General features: G+C 65.6%; 24 protein-coding genes and 2 tRNA genes. 11 read left to right on the plus strand and 15 right to left on the minus strand.

Annotation, left to right across the window (positions count from 1 at the left end; translation table 11 throughout):
* Positions 1-2 precede the first annotated feature (2 nt).
* Positions 3-125, minus strand: coding sequence for a hypothetical protein (locus BM052_RS20235; RefSeq protein ID WP_255406039.1), 123 nt, complete (start codon positions 123-125; stop codon positions 3-5).
* On the opposite strand from BM052_RS20235, the gene BM052_RS07760 reads away from it, so the two are divergent.
* Together BM052_RS07760 and BM052_RS07765 are read left to right on the plus strand one after the other, a co-directional pair.
* On the plus strand, positions 100-333 hold the full coding sequence (locus BM052_RS07760; RefSeq protein WP_255406021.1) for an integration host factor subunit alpha: 234 nt from the start codon (positions 100-102) through the stop codon (positions 331-333). The two genes, BM052_RS20235 and BM052_RS07760, sit on opposite strands and share 26 nt — an antisense overlap.
* A 14-nt stretch (positions 334-347) precedes the next feature.
* Positions 348-800, plus strand: a complete 453-nt coding sequence (locus BM052_RS07765; RefSeq protein WP_091145212.1) for a MerR family transcriptional regulator — start codon at positions 348-350, stop codon at positions 798-800.
* 38 nt (positions 801-838) lie between these two features.
* On the opposite strand, the gene BM052_RS07770 is transcribed toward BM052_RS07765, so the two are convergent.
* Positions 839-1,291: a hypothetical protein gene (locus tag BM052_RS07770; RefSeq protein ID WP_255406022.1), complete on the minus strand. Its 453-nt coding sequence runs from the start codon at positions 1,289-1,291 to the stop codon at positions 839-841.
* A 197-nt stretch (positions 1,292-1,488) separates the two neighbouring features.
* Between BM052_RS07770 and BM052_RS07775 the strand changes: the two genes are divergently transcribed.
* Both BM052_RS07775 and BM052_RS07780 read left to right on the plus strand, forming a co-directional pair.
* Positions 1,489-1,565: transfer RNA gene (locus BM052_RS07775), tRNA-Asp, on the plus strand.
* Positions 1,566-1,631: 66 nt separating this feature from the next.
* Positions 1,632-1,708, plus strand: a tRNA-Asp gene (locus tag BM052_RS07780).
* A 33-nt stretch (positions 1,709-1,741) separates the two neighbouring features.
* Here BM052_RS07780 and BM052_RS07785 read toward each other — a convergent pair.
* From BM052_RS07785 to BM052_RS07800, 4 genes are all read right to left on the minus strand, one after another.
* Positions 1,742-1,957, minus strand: coding sequence for a DUF2842 domain-containing protein (locus BM052_RS07785; protein WP_091145214.1), 216 nt, complete (start codon positions 1,955-1,957; stop codon positions 1,742-1,744).
* 1 nt (position 1,958) lies between these two features.
* A complete protein-coding gene (locus BM052_RS07790; protein ID WP_255406023.1) occupies positions 1,959-2,561 on the minus strand; it encodes a 5-formyltetrahydrofolate cyclo-ligase in 603 nt (200 codons plus the stop codon).
* A 156-nt stretch (positions 2,562-2,717) separates the two neighbouring features.
* Positions 2,718-3,026 carry a cell division protein ZapA gene (locus BM052_RS07795; protein ID WP_091145217.1) on the minus strand — a complete coding sequence of 103 codons (309 nt, stop codon included), beginning with the start codon at positions 3,024-3,026 and terminating at the stop codon, positions 2,718-2,720.
* Positions 3,023-3,190 carry a hypothetical protein gene (locus tag BM052_RS07800; protein ID WP_177198377.1) on the minus strand — a complete coding sequence of 56 codons (168 nt, stop codon included), beginning with the start codon at positions 3,188-3,190 and terminating at the stop codon, positions 3,023-3,025. Before BM052_RS07800 ends, BM052_RS07795 begins: the two co-directional genes overlap by 4 nt.
* 256 nt (positions 3,191-3,446) lie before the next feature.
* Here BM052_RS07800 and tkt point away from each other — a divergent pair, with 256 nt between their 5' ends.
* The 6 genes from tkt (at position 3,447) to BM052_RS07835 (ending at position 11,050) form a co-directional block, all read left to right on the plus strand.
* Positions 3,447-5,435: a transketolase gene (gene tkt, locus BM052_RS07805; RefSeq protein WP_091145221.1), complete on the plus strand. Its 1,989-nt coding sequence runs from the start codon at positions 3,447-3,449 to the stop codon at positions 5,433-5,435.
* Between the two features lie 15 nt (positions 5,436-5,450).
* The gene (gene gap, locus BM052_RS07810) at positions 5,451-6,458 is read left to right on the plus strand and encodes a type I glyceraldehyde-3-phosphate dehydrogenase (protein ID WP_091145223.1); all 1,008 of its coding nucleotides are present in this window, start codon (positions 5,451-5,453) and stop codon (positions 6,456-6,458) included.
* A 306-nt stretch (positions 6,459-6,764) separates the two neighbouring features.
* On the plus strand, positions 6,765-7,964 hold the full coding sequence (gene pgk, locus BM052_RS07820) for a phosphoglycerate kinase (protein WP_091145227.1): 1,200 nt from the start codon (positions 6,765-6,767) through the stop codon (positions 7,962-7,964).
* 47 nt (positions 7,965-8,011) lie between these two features.
* Complete coding sequence (locus BM052_RS07825; RefSeq protein WP_255406024.1) at positions 8,012-9,124, plus strand: acyltransferase family protein; 1,113 nt, start codon at positions 8,012-8,014, stop codon at positions 9,122-9,124.
* Positions 9,125-9,163: 39 nt separating this feature from the next.
* The gene (locus BM052_RS07830) at positions 9,164-10,075 is read left to right on the plus strand and encodes a fructose bisphosphate aldolase (protein ID WP_091145230.1); all 912 of its coding nucleotides are present in this window, start codon (positions 9,164-9,166) and stop codon (positions 10,073-10,075) included.
* Between the two features lie 222 nt (positions 10,076-10,297).
* A complete protein-coding gene (locus BM052_RS07835) occupies positions 10,298-11,050 on the plus strand; it encodes a DUF4198 domain-containing protein (protein ID WP_091145232.1) in 753 nt (250 codons plus the stop codon).
* Positions 11,051-11,133: 83 nt separating this feature from the next.
* Here BM052_RS07835 and BM052_RS07840 read toward each other — a convergent pair whose 3' ends face one another.
* The 6 genes from BM052_RS07840 to BM052_RS07865 all read right to left on the minus strand — a co-directional run bounded on the left by BM052_RS07840 (position 11,134) and on the right by BM052_RS07865 (position 15,073).
* On the minus strand, positions 11,134-12,564 hold the full coding sequence (locus tag BM052_RS07840) for an AMP nucleosidase (protein ID WP_091145234.1): 1,431 nt from the start codon (positions 12,562-12,564) through the stop codon (positions 11,134-11,136).
* A gap of 55 nt (positions 12,565-12,619) precedes the next feature.
* Positions 12,620-13,126, minus strand: coding sequence for a GNAT family N-acetyltransferase (locus BM052_RS07845; RefSeq protein ID WP_255406025.1), 507 nt, complete (start codon positions 13,124-13,126; stop codon positions 12,620-12,622).
* An 85-nt stretch (positions 13,127-13,211) separates the two neighbouring features.
* Positions 13,212-13,808 (minus strand): 50S ribosomal protein L9, encoded by a 597-nt coding sequence (rplI, locus tag BM052_RS07850; protein WP_091145239.1) that lies wholly within the window; start codon positions 13,806-13,808, stop codon positions 13,212-13,214.
* 14 nt (positions 13,809-13,822) lie between these two features.
* Positions 13,823-14,047, minus strand: coding sequence for a 30S ribosomal protein S18 (rpsR, locus tag BM052_RS07855; RefSeq protein ID WP_091145241.1), 225 nt, complete (start codon positions 14,045-14,047; stop codon positions 13,823-13,825).
* A gap of 3 nt (positions 14,048-14,050) precedes the next feature.
* Positions 14,051-14,413, minus strand: coding sequence for a 30S ribosomal protein S6 (gene rpsF, locus BM052_RS07860; protein ID WP_091145579.1), 363 nt, complete (start codon positions 14,411-14,413; stop codon positions 14,051-14,053).
* Between the two features lie 273 nt (positions 14,414-14,686).
* Complete coding sequence (locus tag BM052_RS07865) at positions 14,687-15,073, minus strand: glycine zipper 2TM domain-containing protein (protein WP_091145244.1); 387 nt, start codon at positions 15,071-15,073, stop codon at positions 14,687-14,689.
* Positions 15,074-15,231: 158 nt separating this feature from the next.
* Between BM052_RS07865 and BM052_RS07870 the strand changes: the two genes are divergently transcribed.
* Positions 15,232-16,089: a PhzF family phenazine biosynthesis protein gene (locus tag BM052_RS07870; RefSeq protein WP_091145247.1), complete on the plus strand. Its 858-nt coding sequence runs from the start codon at positions 15,232-15,234 to the stop codon at positions 16,087-16,089.
* A 28-nt stretch (positions 16,090-16,117) separates the two neighbouring features.
* On the opposite strand, the gene BM052_RS07875 is transcribed toward BM052_RS07870, so the two are convergent.
* Genes BM052_RS07875 through BM052_RS07885 form a run of 3 tightly spaced genes read right to left on the minus strand, consistent with a single transcriptional unit; the run spans position 16,118 to position 19,778 of the window.
* On the minus strand, positions 16,118-17,878 hold the full coding sequence (locus BM052_RS07875) for a putative bifunctional diguanylate cyclase/phosphodiesterase (protein WP_091145249.1): 1,761 nt from the start codon (positions 17,876-17,878) through the stop codon (positions 16,118-16,120).
* Between the two features lie 9 nt (positions 17,879-17,887).
* The gene (locus tag BM052_RS07880) at positions 17,888-18,328 is read right to left on the minus strand and encodes a response regulator (RefSeq protein ID WP_091145252.1); all 441 of its coding nucleotides are present in this window, start codon (positions 18,326-18,328) and stop codon (positions 17,888-17,890) included.
* On the minus strand, positions 18,321-19,778 hold the full coding sequence (locus tag BM052_RS07885; RefSeq protein ID WP_255406026.1) for a sensor histidine kinase: 1,458 nt from the start codon (positions 19,776-19,778) through the stop codon (positions 18,321-18,323). Before BM052_RS07885 ends, BM052_RS07880 begins: the two co-directional genes overlap by 8 nt.
* Between the last annotated feature and the right edge of the window lie 71 nt (positions 19,779-19,849).

Consider the following 19,849-nt stretch of genomic DNA (forward strand, 5'->3'; position numbering starts at 1 on the left):
CGCTAGGGTTGGCGCACGAAGGGGAATGCGGGCTTGATGCGCTCCACGGACACATTGACGAGGGCGGAAATCGCCGAGGCTATCCACAGGAAACTGGGGGTGTCGCGGACGGAGTCGCTAGCCATGGTGGAGGCGATCCTCCAGCACATGTGCGCGGCCCTGGCCAATGGCGAAAACGTCAAGATTTCGGGCTTCGGCACCTTCCTGCTGCGTGACAAGGGAGAGCGGATCGGCCGTAATCCCAAGACCGGGGTGGAAGTGCCGATCACGCCGCGCCGCGTCCTGACCTTCCGTGCCAGCCACATGCTCAAGGATCGCATCGCCAGAAACTGAAAGCTGGAGGCACGATGGAAGGACCGCGTATCATTCCCGGAATTGATGGCATCGGTTTCGATAGCACCGGTTTCGGTGACGCCGGCTTCGATGACGGGAAGGATCCCGAAGCCTTGCGCACGATCGGCGAAGTGAGCCGCGCGCTCGATATCCGTCAGCACGTCCTGCGCTATTGGGAAGAACAATTCCCCGCGCTGCGGCCCGTCAAGCGCAGCGGCGGCCGCCGATACTACCGCGCGCGGGACATTGCGCTGATCGTCGAGATCGACCAGCTGGTGCACCGCGAAGGTTATACGCTGCGCGGGGCCCGCAAGGCCATCGCGGAGAAAGCCGTCAAGGACGAGCCGGTGTCCACGGTGAACGAAGCCGGGCATCCGTCGGCGAAAGCCGTGGGGGTCGGCGAAGATATTCGCCGCAAGCTTGTGGACATTCGCCGGCAACTTGCCGAGGCGCTGGCGGCGGCCTGAACGCCCTTGGTGTGTCGGCTCTGGCGGTCCCGCCCCGCTTAGCGCACGATCCCGCTGTAGGCGATCTGGCCTCGGCCGCGCGCGGCGCTGGCGGCGGGAATTCTCCAGCGCACGTGAGTCACGTCTTCGGGCGCGGCGCGGCGATTGCCGATGCGCAAGTCTTCCAGGCATCCCCAGGAGCGGCCGCCATCGACCGAGACTTCCTGCGTGTCGCTGGCGCTTTCCTGGTAGGCGAGCGCGGCGGGAAGCGGATTGACGATCACGAAGCCGCGCTCGCCACCGATGGCGTACCATCTGACGACCGTGACCACGCGGTCTCCGCGCAGGAGCTGGCTGGCCGGCTCGAGACGGTGGCTGGCATCGGACGCGATCCGCTCGACGTAGACGGCGCTGTCGGTCGCGACGGCAGGGGCTCCCCACGCCTGGGCGGGGGCGGTGAGAACGGTGCCCAGAAACGCGGCGATGGAAAGGATCTGGCGGCGCGATTGCAACGATATTCTCCCGAAAGTCCTCCGTGGACGGACGGGTTCCTATGCTTTCAGTCGCCAAGATATGGTTAACGCCCGTTGACCGCGCTCGACCCGGTATCGGTGGCGGCAAAATTTCGGATCAGTCCCGGCAAGGCGGTTGACAGGCCCCCGAGGCTGGCTTAGTGGCGCGGCTCCCAAGCGGACGCACCGCAAAGTACGCGGGTGTAGCTCAGTTGGTTAGAGTGCCGGCCTGTCACGCCGGAGGTCGCGGGTTCGAGCCCCGTCACTCGCGCCACTTGGGAATTTTCCGGGAAACCGGTGTCAGAAGAGGTCGGGTTTTCCCGGCCTTTTTCATTGCCGCGCGGGTGTAGCTCAGTTGGTTAGAGTGCCGGCCTGTCACGCCGGAGGTCGCGGGTTCGAGCCCCGTCACTCGCGCCACTTCTCAGGAAGTGGCCTCGCGCCTTTTCCTCGTCATCCCCAGCGTCCGGTTTCCATCCAGATCAGGAAGCGCCGCAAGGGCAGTATCCAGACCACGCCGAGCACGACATAGACCGGGGTCTGCGCCAGGGCATTCCACGCGCCGATCAGCGGCGGCAGCAAGCTGGCGATGGCGATCCCGTAGAGCGCCAGGACCAGGACCAGGGCGAGGACGCCGATCGGTATCCGCCATGTCGGGGCTTCGCGCATGTCACGGTTGTCCTTCGTAGATTCGCGTCGGCGTCACCACCGCGACCAATGGCCGGTCGTGCGGTTCCAGCGGCAGTCCCTCGGCTATCTGGCAGTCCCACGCAAGCCCGATCGCGGGCACCCGAGGATGCGCGGCCAGCCAGCGGTCGTAGTGGCCACCGCCCTGGCCGAGCCGGTGTCCGGCGGCGGTGAAGGCCAGCAGCGGCACCACCACCACTTCGGGGACGACCGGTCCGTCACCTTCGGGCGGCTGTAGCGCGTGCCAGGGGCCAGGCGCGAGCTGTTCTTCGTCCCAGGGATTGTCCCAGGTCCGGAATTCCATGGCGGCATCGCGCGCCGCGAACCAGGGCAGGGCGATCCCGCGGCCATGTTCGGCGAACCAGCGCGCCCAGCCTGTGGCGGGGGCTTCCGTCCCGGTCGGGTGATACAGGCCGATCGTCGCGCCTTCGGGTATCATCGCGGCGATCGGCGCCGGCGGGCGGTTGAGCACCAGCGCGCGCAGCCCTTCGGGCAGGCCGGCGACGTGAGCCGCGCGGGCCTTGCGATAGGCCGGGCGCAGCACGGCTTTCTCATCGACGGCGGAAAGGGGGGGTGACGGGTCCACCGTGGGTCGTTTTCCTAGAAATCCTCTGACGCCTCAACGTCAGGTGGGGACCATATGTGCCGGACCAGGGTCCAACCAGGGACAGCCCCCTTGGATTGCTTATAGCCTCAGGGATGTTCGAACGGCTCGTGCCGGGCAGAACCCGTCATTTCCTATCTAGGCGCTCGCAGTGCCGCTCTCAAGCCGTGCCGCAAGATTTTCGATCCGTCCGGCAATCTGCCCCAGGCGTTCGGCGATCCCGGCGGGCAGCGCGGTAGAGGCGGCATCGCCCTGCAGGTCGTGGATTTGGTCGGCAAGCAGCAGCGAGGCGAACAGAAGCATGCGCGTTTCGGTCTGGCCGGCGTTGCCCGCCGCCACGACCTTTTCGTCGATCAACCGGCCCAGCTTGCTGACATGCGCTTCCTCTCCATCCGCGCAGGCGACGGTGAAGCTGCGGCCACCGATCGAAAGCGTGACGTTGCTCATGCGGGCGGGCCGGCGATCAGGCCGTCCAGTTCTTCCAGGGATCGGGCGACGCAGGCCTTGAGCTGTTCGTGCCGGCCTTGCAGGTCCGCCGATTTCCGGGAGGTGATCGCGGCATGCGTCTCGATCCGCGCAAGGGCGGCTTCGATCCTTTCAACCGCGTGCACGATCGATGCCTCTTCCATCCCGTCATGGCTATCGTATTATCCTCCCGATGCAAGTATTTGACACGGGTTGTTCACAGTCCTGCGAACTTGCGGCCCGGCTGATGGCCCGGCAGCGCGCCGCATTGTGGCCGGCGCGGCGATGAACCTGGTGGCAAGCGTGAAATCCGGCGCTGAACTTGACGGGAGGCCGCCTCTCCCTAAAGGGGGTCGCAAATTCCGAATCGTTCCCGAAAATTTCCGTATCCGGAGCCACCCGATGATCCTTGCCCCCGACCGTCTCGCGCCGATGGCCAATGCCATCCGGGCGCTGTCGATGGACGCGGTTCAGGCAGCCAATAGCGGCCATCCCGGCATGCCGATGGGCATGGCCGATGTCGCCACGGTTCTCTTCTCCAAGTTCCTCAAGTTCGATCCCGCCGCGCCGCAGTGGCCCGATCGCGACCGCTTCGTGCTGTCCGCCGGCCACGGTTCGATGCTGATCTATTCGCTGCTGTATCTGACCGGGTATGAAAGCCCGACGCTGGATGACATCCGCAATTTCCGCCAGCTCGGCTCGGTCTGCGCGGGGCATCCGGAGAATTTCCTGATTCCCGGCGTCGAATGCACCACCGGCCCGCTGGGACAGGGCCTGGCGATGGCGGTCGGCATGGCGATGGCGGAGCGTCATCTCAATGCCGCCTTCGGTGATGGACTCGTCGATCACCGGACCTGGGTGATCGCCGGTGACGGATGTCTGATGGAAGGCATCAATCATGAGGCGATCGGCCTTGCCGGCAACCTCAAGCTGGGCCGCCTCAAGGTCCTGTGGGACGACAACAAGATCACCATCGACGGGGATACCTCGCTTTCGACCAGCGAGGATATCCCCGCGCGTTACCGCGCGGTGGGATGGGACGTGTTCTCGTGCGACGGGCATGACTTCGCCGATATCGAGCGCGCGCTGGGCGAAGCCGCCGCCTCCGACAAGCCGAGCCTGGTCGCCTGCCGAACGGTGATCGGCAAAGGGGCGCCCGGCAAGCAGGGCAGCCACGACGTCCATGGCTCGCCGCTGGGGGCCGACGAGATCGCCGCCGCACGCGAATACCTGGGCTGGAGCTCGGCTCCCTTCGAGATTCCGGCGGAGATTCTCGCCGACTGGCGCTCGCTGGGCGAAGTGGGCGCCAGCGCCCGCGCCGCGTGGGAAGCGCGTCATGCCGCGAACGGGCAAGGCGCCGAATTCAGCCGCCGCATGGCTGGCGACCTGCCGGACGGCGAGGAAGCCGGCAAGACCTTCCAGGGCTGGCTTGAGGGGGACTCCACCGTCGCCACCCGCAAGGCCTCGGAAAACGTGCTCAACGTGCTGGCGCCGCTGGTGCCGGAGATGGTGGGCGGCTCGGCCGACCTCACCGGCTCCAACAACACCAAGGCCAAGTGCCAGGCGCCGTTCACGGCTGCCGACTATTCGGGCCGCTACGTCTATTACGGCATTCGCGAATTCGGCATGGCCGCGGCAATGAACGGCATGGCGCTGCACGGCGGTGTCATTCCCTATGGCGGCACTTTCCTGATCTTCTCGGACTACTGCCGCAACGCCGTGCGCCTTTCTGCCTTGCAGCAAACCCGTGCGATCTACGTTTTCACGCACGATTCCATCGGTCTTGGCGAAGACGGCCCGACGCATCAGCCAATCGAACAGGTCATGAGCCTGCGCCTGATCCCGAACCTCAACGTCTTCCGTCCATGCGACGTGATCGAGACTGCCGAGTGCTGGAACCTGGCGCTGCAATCGCGGGATACCCCTTCGGTCCTGGCGCTGACCCGCCAGAACCTGCCGCAGCTGCGCAAGTCGGGCGAGATGCTTTCGGCGCGCGGGGCCTATGTGCTGCGCCGCGCCGAGGCGGACCGCAAGGTCATCCTCATCGCCACCGGTTCCGAGGTGGAACTCGCCTGCAAGGTGCGCGATGCGCTGGAAACCCAGGGCATCGGCGCCGATGTCGTCTCGATGCCGTGCATGGAGCTGTTCGAAGCCCAGGACCAGGCCTACAAGCACGAAGTCCTGCCGCACGATCCCGCGATCCTGCGCGTTTCGATCGAGGCGGGATCGACCATGGGCTGGGAACGCTACACCGCTGTCAGCCGCGACGGTGGCCTCAATATCGGCCTGGACCGCTTCGGCGCGTCGGCCCCGGCCAAGGATCTGTTCGCGCGTTTCGGCTTCACCGCCGATTCCATCGTTCCCAGGATTCTGGATAAACTCAGCGCCTAAGGAGGAGAATTTCACATGGCGACCAAGGTTGCGATCAACGGTTTCGGACGTATCGGGCGGCTTGTCGCCCGCGCCATTCTCGAGCGGCCCGATTGCGGCCTCGAACTGGTTTCGATCAACGACCTTGCCGATACCAAGTCGAACGCGCTCCTCTTTGCCTATGACAGCACCCATGGCCGTTTCCCCGGCACCGTCGAGGCGGGTGAGGGCAAGATCACCGTCAACGGCCAGGACATCATCGTCACTGCCGAGCGGGATCCGGGCAAGCTGCCGCACAAGGATCTGGGCATCGACATCGTGCTGGAATGCACTGGCTTCTTCCAGTCGAAGGAAGCCTCGGCACCGCACCTCACCGCTGGCGCCAAGCGCGTGCTGATCTCGGCCCCCGCCAACGGTGTCGACAACACGATCGTCTACGGCGTCAATCACGAGACGCTCACGGCCGACCACATCGTCGTCTCGAACGCGTCGTGCACCACCAACTGCCTCGCGCCGCTCGCCAAGGTCTGCCACGACACCGTCGGCATCGAGCGCGGCTTCATGACCACGATCCACAGCTACACCAACGACCAGCGCATGCTCGACCAGATCCACTCGGATTTGCGCCGCGCCCGCGCCGGTGCCGTCAACATGATCCCCACCACCACCGGCGCCGCGCGCGCGGTCGGCCTGGTGCTGCCGGAACTGAAGGGCAAGCTGGACGGTTCGTCGGTCCGCGTGCCGACCCCGAATGTCAGCCTGGTCGACCTCTGCTTCGTGCCGGGTCGCGACACCACCAGGGAAGAGATCAACGCCGCGCTCAAGGCGGCTTCGGAAGGCGCGCTCAAGGGCATTCTCGCTTACACCGACCAGCCGCTGGTCTCCTCGGACTTCAATCACTATCCGGCCAGCTCGACCGTCGACAGCCTTGAAACCACGGTTATGGAAGGCAAGTTCGTGCGCGTCGTTTCCTGGTACGACAACGAGTGGGGTTTCTCGAACCGCATGCTCGATACCGCGGGCGTGATGGCGAAGTTCCTCTGAAGGTGAACGCGGCGACGGGCACGGTCATGAAGGACTTGCAGCCCGTCGCCGTCATTGACGCCGCGAAAGTCGAAGGCGACTTTCACGGCGTCGTATGTCAGGGCCACGGGGTCGCTCGCCAAGTCGTTGCGATGCGGTTGAAGCATTCCTTTCCCCGTTCGTGTCGAGTGCAGTCGAAACACGTCGGCGCGGCGCGCGGGTGCCTCGACTTCGCTCGACGCGAACAGCAGGCAGGTCCGAGCAAGGCCCGGTTGAGCTTCCGAACCACGGCAGGATTGCCGACGACGACGAATTAAGGATCGAGAGATGAGCGCTTTCAAGACCCTGGATGACCTTGGCGACGTGACCGGCAAAGTCGCGCTGGTGCGCGTGGACCTGAACCTGCCGATGCAGGACGGCGCGGTCACCGACGAGACTCGCATCCGCGCCGCCGCGCCGACCATTCTCGAACTCGCCGAAAAAGGCGCAAAGGTCCTGCTCCTCGCGCACTTCGGCCGGCCCAAGGGTGAACGTTGGTCCACCCAGTCGCTGTCGATGGTGGTCGGAGCGGTCGAGAAGGTGCTGGGGAAGGAAGTGATGTTCGTGCCGGAGATCGCCGGGGACATCGTCGCCCAGGCGGTCGGCATCCTGCGCGCGGGCGATATCGCCATCCTGGAGAACACGCGCTTCTGGAAGGGCGAGGAAAAGAACGATCCCGAACTGGTGAAGGCGATCGCCGCCAACGGCGATTTCTATGTCAACGACGCATTCTCGGCCGCGCATCGGGCCCATGCCACTACCGAGGGCCTCGCGCACGTGCTGCCCGCCTATGCCGGGCGCTCGATGCAGGCCGAACTCGAAGCGCTCGACAAGGCGCTGGGCAAGCCCGAGAAGCCGGTCGCGGCGATCGTCGGCGGCGCCAAGGTCTCTTCGAAGCTCGACGTACTCAAGCACCTCGTAACCCAGGTCGATCATCTCATCATCGGCGGCGGCATGGCCAACACGTTCCTTGCCGCCAAGGGAGTCGATGTCGGCAAGTCGCTGTGCGAGCATGACCTGGCCGGCACCGCGACGGAAATCCTGGAGACCGCCGAGAAGTCGGGCTGCACCGTGCATTTGCCCTACGAGGTCGTCGTTTCCAAGGAATTCGCGGCCAATCCGCCCAGCTTGCGCACCTGCAACGTCCACGAAGTCGCTGCTGACGAGATGATCCTCGATGTCGGCCCCTCGGCGGTGGAGGCGCTCGCGGATGTGCTCAAGACCTGCCGCACGCTCGTCTGGAACGGACCGCTGGGAGCGTTCGAGACGGTGCCGTTCGATGCGGCGACCGTGGCGCTGGCCAAGACCGCCGCCGCGCTCACCGTGGAAGGTTCCTTGATTTCGGTCGCGGGCGGGGGCGATACCGTCGCCGCGCTGAACCATGCTGGAGTCGCGGGAGATTTCTCTTATATCTCCACTGCGGGCGGGGCCTTCCTTGAATGGATGGAAGGCAAGGAACTGCCCGGCGTAGCGGCGCTTTCCGCCTGAGCCGCGACGGGCGCTCGAACCCAGCCGGCGGTGGGAGGACATACAGCGTGCCAGGTCAAGCCTCGATTCCACCATGGCAAAGGCGTTATGTGACGCTCGACGGCATGCGTGGGATCGCGGCGCTTGCCGTCGCGCTGTTTCATTACAACATCTCGCAGGCGCCGCACGGCTATGTCGCGGTGGACTTCTTCTTCGCGCTTTCCGGCTTCGTGCTTTGCCGGGCCTACCTGCCGCGCTGGCAAGACGGAATGGGCACCTGGGCCTTCCTGAAGCAGCGGGTGATCCGCCTTTACCCGCTGTTCCTGGTCGGCCTGCTGGTCACGACGCTCTCGGCCGTTTCCAACCGCTATACCGGCAAGGGCGACATCTACAGCTATGAAAAGATTGCCACGAGCCTGCCGTTCAACCTGCTGATGCTGCCCTCGCCGGTGACGAACACGCTGTTTCCGTTCAATGTCCCGGCCTGGTCGCTGTTCTTCGAACTGATCGCGAACCTGGGGCTGGTCCTGGTACTGTTCCGACTGCCGAGGCTGGCCCTGCTGGCCCTTTGCCTGGCGGCGGGCTGGTGGTACGCGCCGGTCGTGCTTGAGAACGAGGGCGGCAATCTCGGCGCCGTGTGGCACCAGCTGGATACCTCGATGGTGCGCACGACGTTCTCCTTCACCGCTGGTGTTCTCATCGCGCGCCTGCCGCAACCGGCTTCGCGGCCGGCGGGTTGGCTGGGCGTCGCATGCCTGGCCGCGATCGCGGCGATGCTGCTGCTCGACCTGCCCGCCATCCCGCCCGCGCACTACGATCTCGTCTGCGCCATGGTGCTTGCGCCGCTGCTGGTATGGATCGGTGCGCGCTGCGAGCCGCCTCGGTTCCTGGCACCGGTCGCATGGTTTCTCGGCGAGGTGTCCTATGCGCTCTATGCGGTTCATTGGGCGCTGATGGAGCCGCTTCGCTATTTCAAGGATGATCTGGGGTTCAACCCCGTGCTCATGGCTTTTGCCTATCTCGGCTGCTGTATCGCGCTGGCGTGGCTTTGCATGCGCTGGATCGACGTTCCCGTGCGGGCCTGGCTTTCAGGCAAGAACGAACGGCGCCCTCGCGCCGCGCGATCGGAGCCTGGCGAATTGAGCCATGCTGCGGTTGCGAAATCGGCAATCGGTGGATAACATCGGAATCAAGTTTTCGAACGAACGAGGAGGAGAACCATGCAGTATTCGGACATGACGGCAAAGATGGCCGAAGGTAACGGCTTCATCGCCGCGCTGGACCAGAGCGGAGGATCGACCCCCAAGGCGCTCAAGGGTTACGGCATCGAGGAAGGGGCGTGGTCGACCGAGGAGGAGATGTTCGGCCTGATCCACGAGATGCGTGCCCGCATTATTTCTTCGCCTGCGTTCACCGGTGACAAGATCATTGGCGCGATCCTGTTTGAGCGCACGATGGACGGCGAGGTGGACGGCGTGCCGACTCCCGCCGCGCTGATCGCCAAGGGCGTGGTTCCCTTCATCAAGATCGACAAGGGCCTTGAGGACGAGGTCAACGGCGTGCAGCTGATGAAGCCGATGCCGACCCTCGATGCCCTGCTGGAGCGTTCGAAGGCGCTGGGCGTGTTCGGCACCAAGGAACGTTCGGTAATCAACTCGGCCAATGCCGAGGGAATCGCCGCCGTCGTCAAGCAGCAGTTCGAAGTCGGCCTGCAAGTGCTCGGCCACGGCATGATGCCGATCATCGAGCCCGAAGTGAACATCAAGAGCGAGACCCGCGCCGCGTGCGACAAGATCCTGCTGGCCGAGATCCTCAAGAACCTCGATGAATTGCCCGAGGGCAAGCAGGTCATGCTCAAGCTCTCGCTGCCGGTCGTGCCGGGCACGTTCGACCCGCTTGTCTCGCACCCCAAGGTGCTGCGCGTGGTGGCGCTGTCGGGCGGCTACAAGCGCCCCGAAGCCTGCGTGGAACTGGCCAAGAACAAGGGTATCATCGCCAGTTTCAGCCGTGCGCTCCTCGAAGACCTGCGCGCGCAGATGAGCGAGGATGAATTCAACGCGGCGCTCGGCGAAGCGAGCGACGAGATCTACCGGGGTTCGACTCAGAAGGTCGAGGCGGTCGCCACGGTCTGATCCTGCCCTGACCATCGACCAGGCGAAGGCGGCGCTCATCGAGCGCCGCCTTTTGCTTTGGTGGCGATCGGTTTGCGATTGGTCGATGACAGCCGCAGCGCCGCATTGCTGCCGTCCCGGACGGCTATTCGCGACATTCTTCCGGCGAGACATGTTCGAAAGGGCAAATCTAGCGCAACCTTGCCCCATGCTGCGACCAGGTAAAACGCCAGGAGAAGACATATGCCGCGTCGTTCGCCGTTCCTGCTCGCCTCCGCTGCCGCCGCCGCTCTGATGGTCGGCCTCACAGCCATTGCTCCCGCCAGCGCGCACGCGATCTGGTTCGCCCAGCGCGCCAGGCAACTGGCCCTGATCTTCGGTGTCGGCGCCGATGATCTCGATGCGGTGAGCCGGCTGAAATTCGTCACCCTGGTGAAGGGCTACGATCAGGATTGGCGGCCGGTCAAGACCTCCCTGCGTGCGGCGGGCGCGATCCCGGTGGTCGACAGCGACAAGCCGGTAGCGGCGATCACCGCGGTCATGGACTATGGCGACTGGACCAAGGACAAGAGCGGCAGGTGGCATAACAAGGGCAAGGATGAAGTCGCCAATGCCGCCGTGTCGGAGCATACCTGGAAGTACGCCCTTCATTTCGAGAAGCTGCCGGCCAAGGAGGTTCCACTGCTCGAAGGGCTGGTGCTTCAGCTCGTTCCGGTCGGTCCGATACCGCTGGAAAAGGGAAAGCCGCTCACCGTGCGGGCCTCGTTCAACGGCAAGTCCATGGAGGGCGTGCAGGTCATGACCGACTACATCAATGATCCGGACGAAATCCCGGTCAGGACGGGTGCCGACGGCACGGCCACGATCACTCTGCGCAACCAGGGGCTCAATGTCCTGATGGGCATCTATGTCAGCCCCTCCGACCGGCCGGCGAAGTACGACCGGGTGGAGTACCGCTCTTCGCTCTCGTTCGTTCTTCCGCACGCGTCGGAGTAAAGGCCCGAGCCCAAGTCCGTTGATCGGAACTCTTGCGGCCTACCGCCTTCGGCGCTTCGCAATGACCAAGGGAGACGAATTTATCACCTGAATGGCGGCTCGTTGAACGCGCGCAGCTTGCGGCTGTGCAGCCGGTCGCCTGCGGCCCGCAGGAGATCGCAGGTTATCAGGCCGATCTTGAGATGGCTGGCGATGGCTTCCTCGTAGAAGCGATTGGCCTGGCCGGGAAGCTTCAGTTCCCCGTGCAGGGGCTTGTCGGAAACGCACAGCAGCGTTCCGTAGGGCACGCGGAAGCGATAGCCTTGCGCGCTGATCGTCGCGCTTTCCATGTCGATGCCGATCGCGCGGCTGAGGCTGAAGCGCTTCGCCGAGGCGGTGTAGCGCAGTTCCCAGTTGCGGTCGTCGGTGGTGACGATCGTGCCGGTGCGCATCCGCTTCTTGAGGTTGGCGCCGCCGCCCCCGCTCACCATCTCCGCCGCCTGCGCCAGCGCCTGTTGCACTTCGGCGATGGCGGGTAGCGGAATCTCCGGCGGCAGGACGGGATCGAGCACGTGATCGTCGCGCAAATAGGCATGGGCGAGCACATAGTCGCCGATCCGCTGGCTTTCGCGCAGGCCGCCGCAATGGCCGATCATCAGCCAGGCCTCCGGGCGCAGCACCGCCAAGTGATCGGTGATCGTCTTGGCGTTTGACGGGCCGACACCGATGTTGACCAGGGTAACGCCCGAGCGGTCTTCCCGTATCAGGTGGTAGGCGGGCATCTGGTGCCGCCGCCATGCCGTGTCCGACAGCCGCGCGCGGGCGTTGTCGATCGGTGCGTCAAGGTAGAGACCGCCCGCGCCCGACAGCGCGACATAGCCGTCCGAACCGATCTGCCGGCCAGCCCAGTCCACGAATTCATCGACATAGCGGTGATAGTTGGTGAACAGGACGAAGCGCTGGCAGTGCTCCGGGCTGGCGCCGGTGTAGTGGGCCAGGCGCGCCAGGCTGAAATCGGTGCGCAAGGCGTCGAACAGGGCGAGCGGCAATGGATCGTCCTCGGCGAACATATGCACGCCGTCCGCGATCTCGTCGCCGATCATGGCAAGGTCGGTGCTCGGGAAATGCGCCGCCAGTTCCTGCGGCGTCACGGCGCCGACCGAGACGCCTTCCAGCACGTAGGGGAAGGGAATTTCCTGGGCCGAAGGCGCGACTTCGAATTCGACTTCGTACTCCGCCTCGAGCAGGGTCAACTGCTCCGCGAGGTAGTCCGAGAACAGCGTCGGCCGGGTCACCGTGGTGACATAGGTTCCCGCGCTTTCCAGCCTGCCGAAAGCACGCGTGGCGATCGCGGCGCGTTCCCTTCCGCGGTAGGTGATGCGCAGCTCGGGATAAGTCCAGAGCCTGTTGGCCCGCCGATCGTGGGGGGGAAGGGTGCCGTGCGCGACGAAAGCGGCAATGTCACTCTTCAGGCAGGCGACGGCGGCATCATAGACGCGGACCAGTTCCGCGAGGGTTTTTTTCATCATTTGCATGGTCACCTATTACGCAATTGATGTTGCAGTGCAATAGGGCGCACCGGCGCGCGGATCACGTCGAGGGCGCAGCAATGCATTGCAGGTAGGTCACTGTCTTGCCGTTGCCAAGCAGGGCCTGGCCCACCGGCGCGAAGCCCAGTGCATGGTGGAACGCTTCGGAAGCGGGGTTGGGAGGATCGCGATTGACCTCGCAGACCACGCGCGAGTGTCCGGCGGCGCGCATCGCCTCGAACAGCTGGGCATAGAGCCCGCGGGCGAGACCCCGGCCGCGGGCGGCGGGCGCCGTCACCACACGGTCGACATAGATGAAGCGGGCGTAGCGCTCGCGGAACCACCGGAAGTTGGGGCTGTCGTATGCGGCATCCTGGTCGAAGGCAAGGAGCAGGGCATCGACATGGCCGACACGCACGGCGAGGAATGCCCGCTCCACCAGCATCGCCATGTGGGCTTCGTCGGCGAACGACAGTTCGACGGCGTGCGCATTGTTGAGCGCCAGCAGGCTTTCGCGCAGCCGCGCGTCGGAGCGGTAGTCGGCAAGGGTGACGGGCTCTATCGTCACGGCGTTGTTTTCATCTTCGCAGGAAAAAGGCCCCCGCACCATGAAGCGCGGGAGCCTTCGAATTCCGTTTCGGGAAGAAGGAAGCTCAGGCTTCCTTTTCGCCCGTTTCGGCATCTTCCTCGACCACGATCTCGCCGGGTTCGGCATTGGGATCGTAGGCTTCGGTGAAGCCCGAGACATCCTGTTCGAACATCGCGGCCATGACGTCGACACCCTGCGATTGCAGGTCCGCCTCGTCGGGCGAGCGGGCGACGTTGACCTTGACGGTGACCGAGACTTCGGGGTGCAAGTTCACGCGCACGTCGAACACGCCGATGGTCTTGATCGGGCGTTCGAGCACGATCATCTGCTTGGCGATGCCGGCGCCGTCCGCGTTGAGGGCATCGACGATGTCGCGCACCGAGACCGAGCCGTAGAGCTGGCCCGAGTTCGAGGAGGCGCGGATCAGCACCACCTGCTTGCCTTCGACGTTCGAGGAATGCTTCTCGGCGTCCAAACGGCGCGATGCGTTCTCCGCCTCGATCTTGGCGCGGTTGGCGTCGAAGACCTTCTTGTTGGCTTCGTTGGCGCGCAGTGCCTTGCGGTTCGGCAGCAGGTAGTTACGGGCGTAGCCGTCCTTGACCGAGACCACGTCACCGATGCCGCCGAGCTTTTCGACGCGTTCCAGGAGGATGATGTCCATGGGAAAAGTCCTCCTTACTTGACGATGTAGGGCAGCAGGCCGATGTGCCGGGCGCGCTTGATGGCCTGGCTCAGCTCGCGCTGCTTCTTGGCGGAAACCGCGGTGATGCGGCTGGGGACGATCTTGCCGCGCTCGGACATGAAGCCCTGCAGCAGACGGACGTCCTTGTAATCGATCTTCGGCGCGTTCTTGCCCGAGAAGGGGCAGGACTTGCGGCGGCGGAAGAATGCACGTGCCATGGATCAGGCTCCTTCACGTTCGCGGCGGCGCGTGCGCTCGCGGTCGCTCTTGCGCATCATGACCGAGGGGCCGCCTTCGAGTTCATCGACGCGGATGGTCATGTAGCGGATCACGTCTTCGTTGATCGAGGTCTGACGCTCGAGCTCGGCGACGGTGTCGCCCGAAGCCTCGATGTTCAGCATCACGAAGTGCGCCTTGCGGTTGCGCTTGATCTTGTAGGCGAGGTTCTTGAGACCCCAGGTCTCGGTCTTGGTGACCTTGCCCGCGTGGCCCTCGACAATCTCGGTGGCGGTGGCGGCCAGGGCATCGACCTGCGCCTGGCTGAGATCCTGGCGCGCCAGGAAAACGTGCTCGTAAAGCGGCACGGCGGCTTCCTTCATCTGTCTAACCGATCGCTGGCTGATCCGCGGGATTGCGGGGCCCCTCCGGCTTTCTTTCGCTTCCCCGAAGCCGTTCGGGGCGGCGGGGAAGGGGCGCGCATAGCGGATCGCGCGGGAAATGCAAGGCCGAGATGACCGCCGTTTCATCGCGGCAAGGTGCAAGTCAAGCCTTGGCGCGACACACCGTTGCCCGCTATCGGGGCGATCGCCGCGTGCGGCAAAGGTCCTGGCGCAAGCCGCGGCTTCGTTTCGGCCATGCTAGCGGCATTGCAGGTCACCCTTGTCGATCTCGCGGCCGAGCGCTCCGCCGAGCACGCCGCCCAGGATCGCGCCGAGGGTCCTGTCGCCGTCGCCCGCCAGCTGGTGCCCGGCCAGCGCGCCCACGCCGGCGCCGATGATAAGGCCGGTGGTGCCGTTGTCGCGGCGGCAGTAATAGCGCCCGTCGCGTCCGCGCCAGACATGGGAATTGCGCGTGATTCGGCGCGGCTCGACATAGCGTCCGCGCGAATCGTAGATGCGTGATGGGTGGTGCCGATCATGACCGCGCGCGCCATGCGCGGGCGCCCATGGCGGGGGATCGGCGGCAACCGGCGCGGCCGATAGGCCGGCGACGGCGAGCGCCAGGGCCAGCATTGTCTTTTTCATCGTCTTGTCCTCCTGCGGAAAGCATGTGGTGAACTTGTCGCGCGATCGTGCTGCCCGTTCTCGCAATCGCCGACGAATGGGTTCCCGCGGCAATCCAGGGGAGACAGGCCGAGACGATCCTGCGATGAAACGCACGACGAAGCAGGAAGGATGCACGCATGTTGCTCGATCTGGTGGATGTGTTCGGTTCGGGGCCGCTCAGCGGCAATCCGCTGGCGGTGGTGCGCGGCGGCGAGGACTTGGACGATGCCGCCATGCTGCGCCTGACGCAGTGGCTTGGCTTTTCCGAGACCACATTCCTGCTGCCGCCGACCGATCCTTCGGCGGACTACCGGGTGCGGATATTCTTCCCGGCGGGCGAGCTGCCTTTCGCCGGGCATCCGACGCTGGGCAGCGCGCATGCCTGGCTGGCGGCGGGCGGGGTGCCCAAGACGCCGGGGCGGATCGTGCAGGAATGCGGCATCGGCCTGGTCGAAGTGCGGCGGGACGGCGAGCGGCTGGCCTTTCGCGCGCCGCCGCTGCGCAAGTCCGGGCCGCTTGACGAGGCGGAGCGCGCGGAAGTCATGCGGCTCACCGGGGTGCGCGGCGAACAGGTCCTGGCCGCCGTCCATGCCAGCAACGGGCCGGGCTGGAAGCTGTTGCACTTGTCCGACGCCGAGCAGGTCCTGGCCGCCGAGCCGGTGGCGCGCGCACCGGTGGGGACGGATGTCGCGCTGCTGGGTCCATGGGGGCCTCAGCCGTTGGTCCCTCAGGGGAGCGCCCAGTGGGAAGTGCGCGCCTTCTTCGCCGATCCGGCCGGCAAGCTCGTCGAGGATCCGGTCACCGGCAGCCTCAACGCGGCGGTGGCGCAGTACCTGTTCGGCGCCGGGCTGGCGCAAGACGCCTATGTCGCCGGGCAAGGGCGCAAGGTCGGCGCCGACGGGCTGGTGTACTGCACGCGGGAGGCGGACGGCGACGTCTGGATCGCGGGGCGGGTGGAAACGGTGTCCGGCGGGGGAGCGCTGGCTGCGTGGTGAAGGCCGCTCCCCCGCCGTCGCGCCGCGTTCAGGCGGCGCTGCGGATGTGGTCGCGATTCCAGCCTTCCACCCAGGGGCGCACGTCCTCATAGGGCATCGGCCGGCAGATGCCGTAGCCCTGGCCCGCGTGGCAGCCCAGCGAGACCAGCATTTCCCGCGTCCTGGCATCCTCCACGCCTTCGGCCACCAGCGGAATGCCCAGGCTTTCGCAGAGCACCACCAGCGAATTGACCAGCGACTGGTCGAACCGGTTTTCGGCGAAGCGGCGGATATAGGAGCGGTCGATCTTGATCTCGCTCACCGCGAATTCACGCAAGTAGCCGAACGAGGTGAAGCCGGCGCCGAAATCGTCGATCGAGAGGCCCACGCGCCGGTCATGGAGCTGCTCGATCACGCGCCGGGCCTGGCCAGGATTGGCGATGAGCGCGGTCTCGGTCAATTCCAGCGTGACGCGCGCGGGATCGACTCCGTGGCGCTCGACCAGCGCGACGACCTTGTCGACGAATCCCGAGCGTTCGAGCATGCGGGCCGAAATGTTGATGCAGACCGCGGCGTTGCCAAGCTCGTCCTGGATGCGCGAGAATTGGCCGAGCACGGTATCGATGCTGTGATAGGTGAACGCTTCCAGCAGCGGCGATTGCTCGACGGCCTTGATGAGATGGTCGGCGGGGATGGCGTTGCCGCGCGGATCGCACCAGCGCACCAGGGCCTCGAAACCGAGCACCCGGCCGTCGCGCATGTCGACCTTGGGCTGCCAGTGCCATCGCAAGGTCCGATCTTCCAGCGCTTCCTCAAGTTCCACCAGCATGCCGGTGCGATCGAACGGTGTCGAATGCCGCTGCCCGCTGCTGCGCGCGACCACCGCCTTGCCGATGCCGCGCTTGGCTTCGTACATGGCGTCGTCCGCGGCCGAGAGCAGGCCGGCCGGGGAAAAGCCGAGCAGGGGGCATTGCGCCACGCCCAGCGACGCGCCGACGTGGAGCACCCGGCCGTCATGCGCGATCGGCTGTTCGACCAGCCCGACCAGTTTCGATGCCATCGTCATCGCCGCCTCGCTGCCGGAAATGTTCTGCAGCAGCACCGCGAATTCATCCCCGCCCAGGCGGGCGACGGTATCGACTTCACGCAGCTGCGCGCGCAGCCGCCGCGCGATGGTGGTGAGCACGGCGTCGCCGGCGGCATGGCCGAAGCTGTCGTTGATCTCCTTGAAGCGGTCCAGATCGATCATCACCACCGCGAAGGGATCGCCGCTGCGCCTGGCCCGGGCGCAGGCCTGGCCAAGCCGGTCCAGGAACAAGGTGCGGTTGGGCAAGTCGGTGAGCGGGTCGTGCAGGCTGCGGTGAGTCAATTCCTCCTCGGCGCGGCGCAGTTCCTCCCGGTATCTGCGCCAGGCGATCCCTTCTTCCACCGAGGCGGCGACGCGTTCCGGGGAAAGCGAGCGCTTGGTGAGGAACTCGGTCATGCCCGACTTGATCGATGCCGCCGCGACCAGTTCGTCCGTGAAGCCGGTGACCGCGACGATCGGGCAGTCGGGATCGACTTCGCCGTGGATGGTGGGCACCAGATCGCGCCCGTCGCCGTCTTCCAACCCGAAATCCAGGAAAACGATGTCGAAATGCGACGCGGGCCGGCGAATGATCTCCAGGGCTTCGGCCTGGGAGGAAGCCTCGACCACCTGGATGGGGCGCGAACAGCGCTCCAGCATGCGGGCCAGGCGTTCGCGATCGACATCGTCGTCGTCGACGATCAGGGCCAGGATTTCGGTATTGCCGTTCCGCCGGTATTCCATGGGGGCTTCCTAAGGCAGTTTCTGGGTATGGGCGTATTTGCGGATGAAGTCCGCCAGCAGCGAGAACTGCGGGCCGACCGCCGACTTGACCATGTAGCCGGCGACATGCTCGTCATAGGCGCGGGTGCGATCCTGATCGCGCGCCGAAGTGCTGAGGATGAAGACGACGGTGCGCTTGAGCCGATCGTCCCCGCGCGCCACTTCGAGGAACTGGAAACCGTCCATCCCCGGCATGTTGATATCGAGCAGGACGATCACCGGGGTGTCGAGGCGCTTTTCCGGATGCTGGCCGCGCAGGATCGCCAGCGCCTCGGCACCGTCGCCGGCGGTCAGCGTGCGGCAAGGCACTTCGTGCTTGCGAAAGCTGCGCAGCACGCCCTCGACCGCGACATCGTCGTCGTCGACCAGCAGCACCGTGCAGTCGAGCTGGTTGCCGGCCGCCTCATTCATCGTCGAACTCCCGCAGCAGGATGCGCGGCCAGTGGATCTCGAAGCGGGCGCCGCCGAGCGGCCCTTTTCCCTGCACGGTTATCATGCCGCCGTGCGCGTTTATCATGCGCCGGGAGAAGGCCAGGCCCACGCCGTCACCCTCGGTTCCGGGGGAAGCACGGTGGAACAGCTTGAAGACGCGCTCCTCGTTACCCGCCGCAATGCCCTTGCCGTCGTCCTCGACGATGAAGACCGAGAAGCGCCCCTCCTCGCGCATCGAGATGCGGATGTGTCCACCGCGCCCGCCGTGGTGCTTTACGGCATTGGCGACCAGGTTGCGCAGCGAGGTGGAGAGCGGCGCGCGCGGCGCGGTGAGCGTGTCACCGGCGATGTCGATCTCCACCGTGAAGCTTTCCGGGATCATCGCCATGGACATCGCCTCGTCGACCAGGTCGCGCGGGTCGATGCGTTCCATGTGCGGATCGCGCACGCCGGCGCGGGCATAGCGCAGGAGATCGTCGATCATCTGCTCGCAGCGGCTGATGCGCAGGGCGATGCGATCGAAATTGTGGCGAACATCCTCTTTCAGGTTGTCCTCGCCAAGATCCTCACGAATCCAGCTGACGAGGTCGCCGATCCCGCGCAGCGGGCTGCGCAGGTCGTGACTGGCGACGTAGGAGAATTCCTCGAGCTGCGCATTGGTCTGCTGCAGCGCGTTTTCGGAGCGCTTGCGGCCGGATATGTCGGTGACGATGGCCAGGAACAGCGGCTGGCTGATATTCTCGAGCCCGGTGAGCGCGATTTCGACCGGAATTTCCTGGCCCGACCGGTGCAACCCGGTCAGGTCGCGCCCCGATCCCATCATGCGCGAACTGGGAGCGGCGGAATAGCCGGTGAAGTGGCGGCCATGCGCCTCGCGGTAACGATCCGGCAGCAGCATCTCCAGCGGTTGGCCGATAAGCTCGTCGATCGCGTAGCCGAAGATGGCGGTGAGCGAGGCGTTGACCTGGACGATGCGCTGCCGGCCGTCGACGACGATCAGGCCGAGCGGCAGGTTGTCGAAAATCTGGGTGAAGCGCCTTTCGGCGGTGACCTGGCGGGTGAGGCTCTGGATGTAGAGAATCGCGCGACGCTCGAACTCGCCCGCGATCGGCGTGAAGGTCAGTTCGGCCGTCTGGTACGAACCATCGGCCGCGATCAACCCGAACTGCCGCGTCCAGCCCGCGCGCGCATCGGCCGGCGTGGTGAAATGCACGTCGAGCAACTGGCGCAGGATTTCGGCATCGTCCTCGTTCAGCCAGATGTAGAGCAGCGAGTGGCGCAGCGCGGCCGGATCGGATTCGCCCAGGATGTCGGCCGCCGCGCCATTGGCCCAGGATACCACGCCGGCCGGGTCGACGATCATCGCCCCGATCGGCGCGCGTTCGAGCGCGGCGTGGATATCGACTGCGGGTTGGGTCGCGAGTGTCACCGGATCTCCCTTCGCGGCGGCGGGGCCCTGGAAGGGCCAACGCCTGGCGGCAGACAGGTAGCGACGCTACG

The sequence above is a fragment of the Novosphingobium sp. CF614 genome (assembly GCF_900113255.1).
Lineage (GTDB): Bacteria > Pseudomonadota > Alphaproteobacteria > Sphingomonadales > Sphingomonadaceae > Novosphingobium.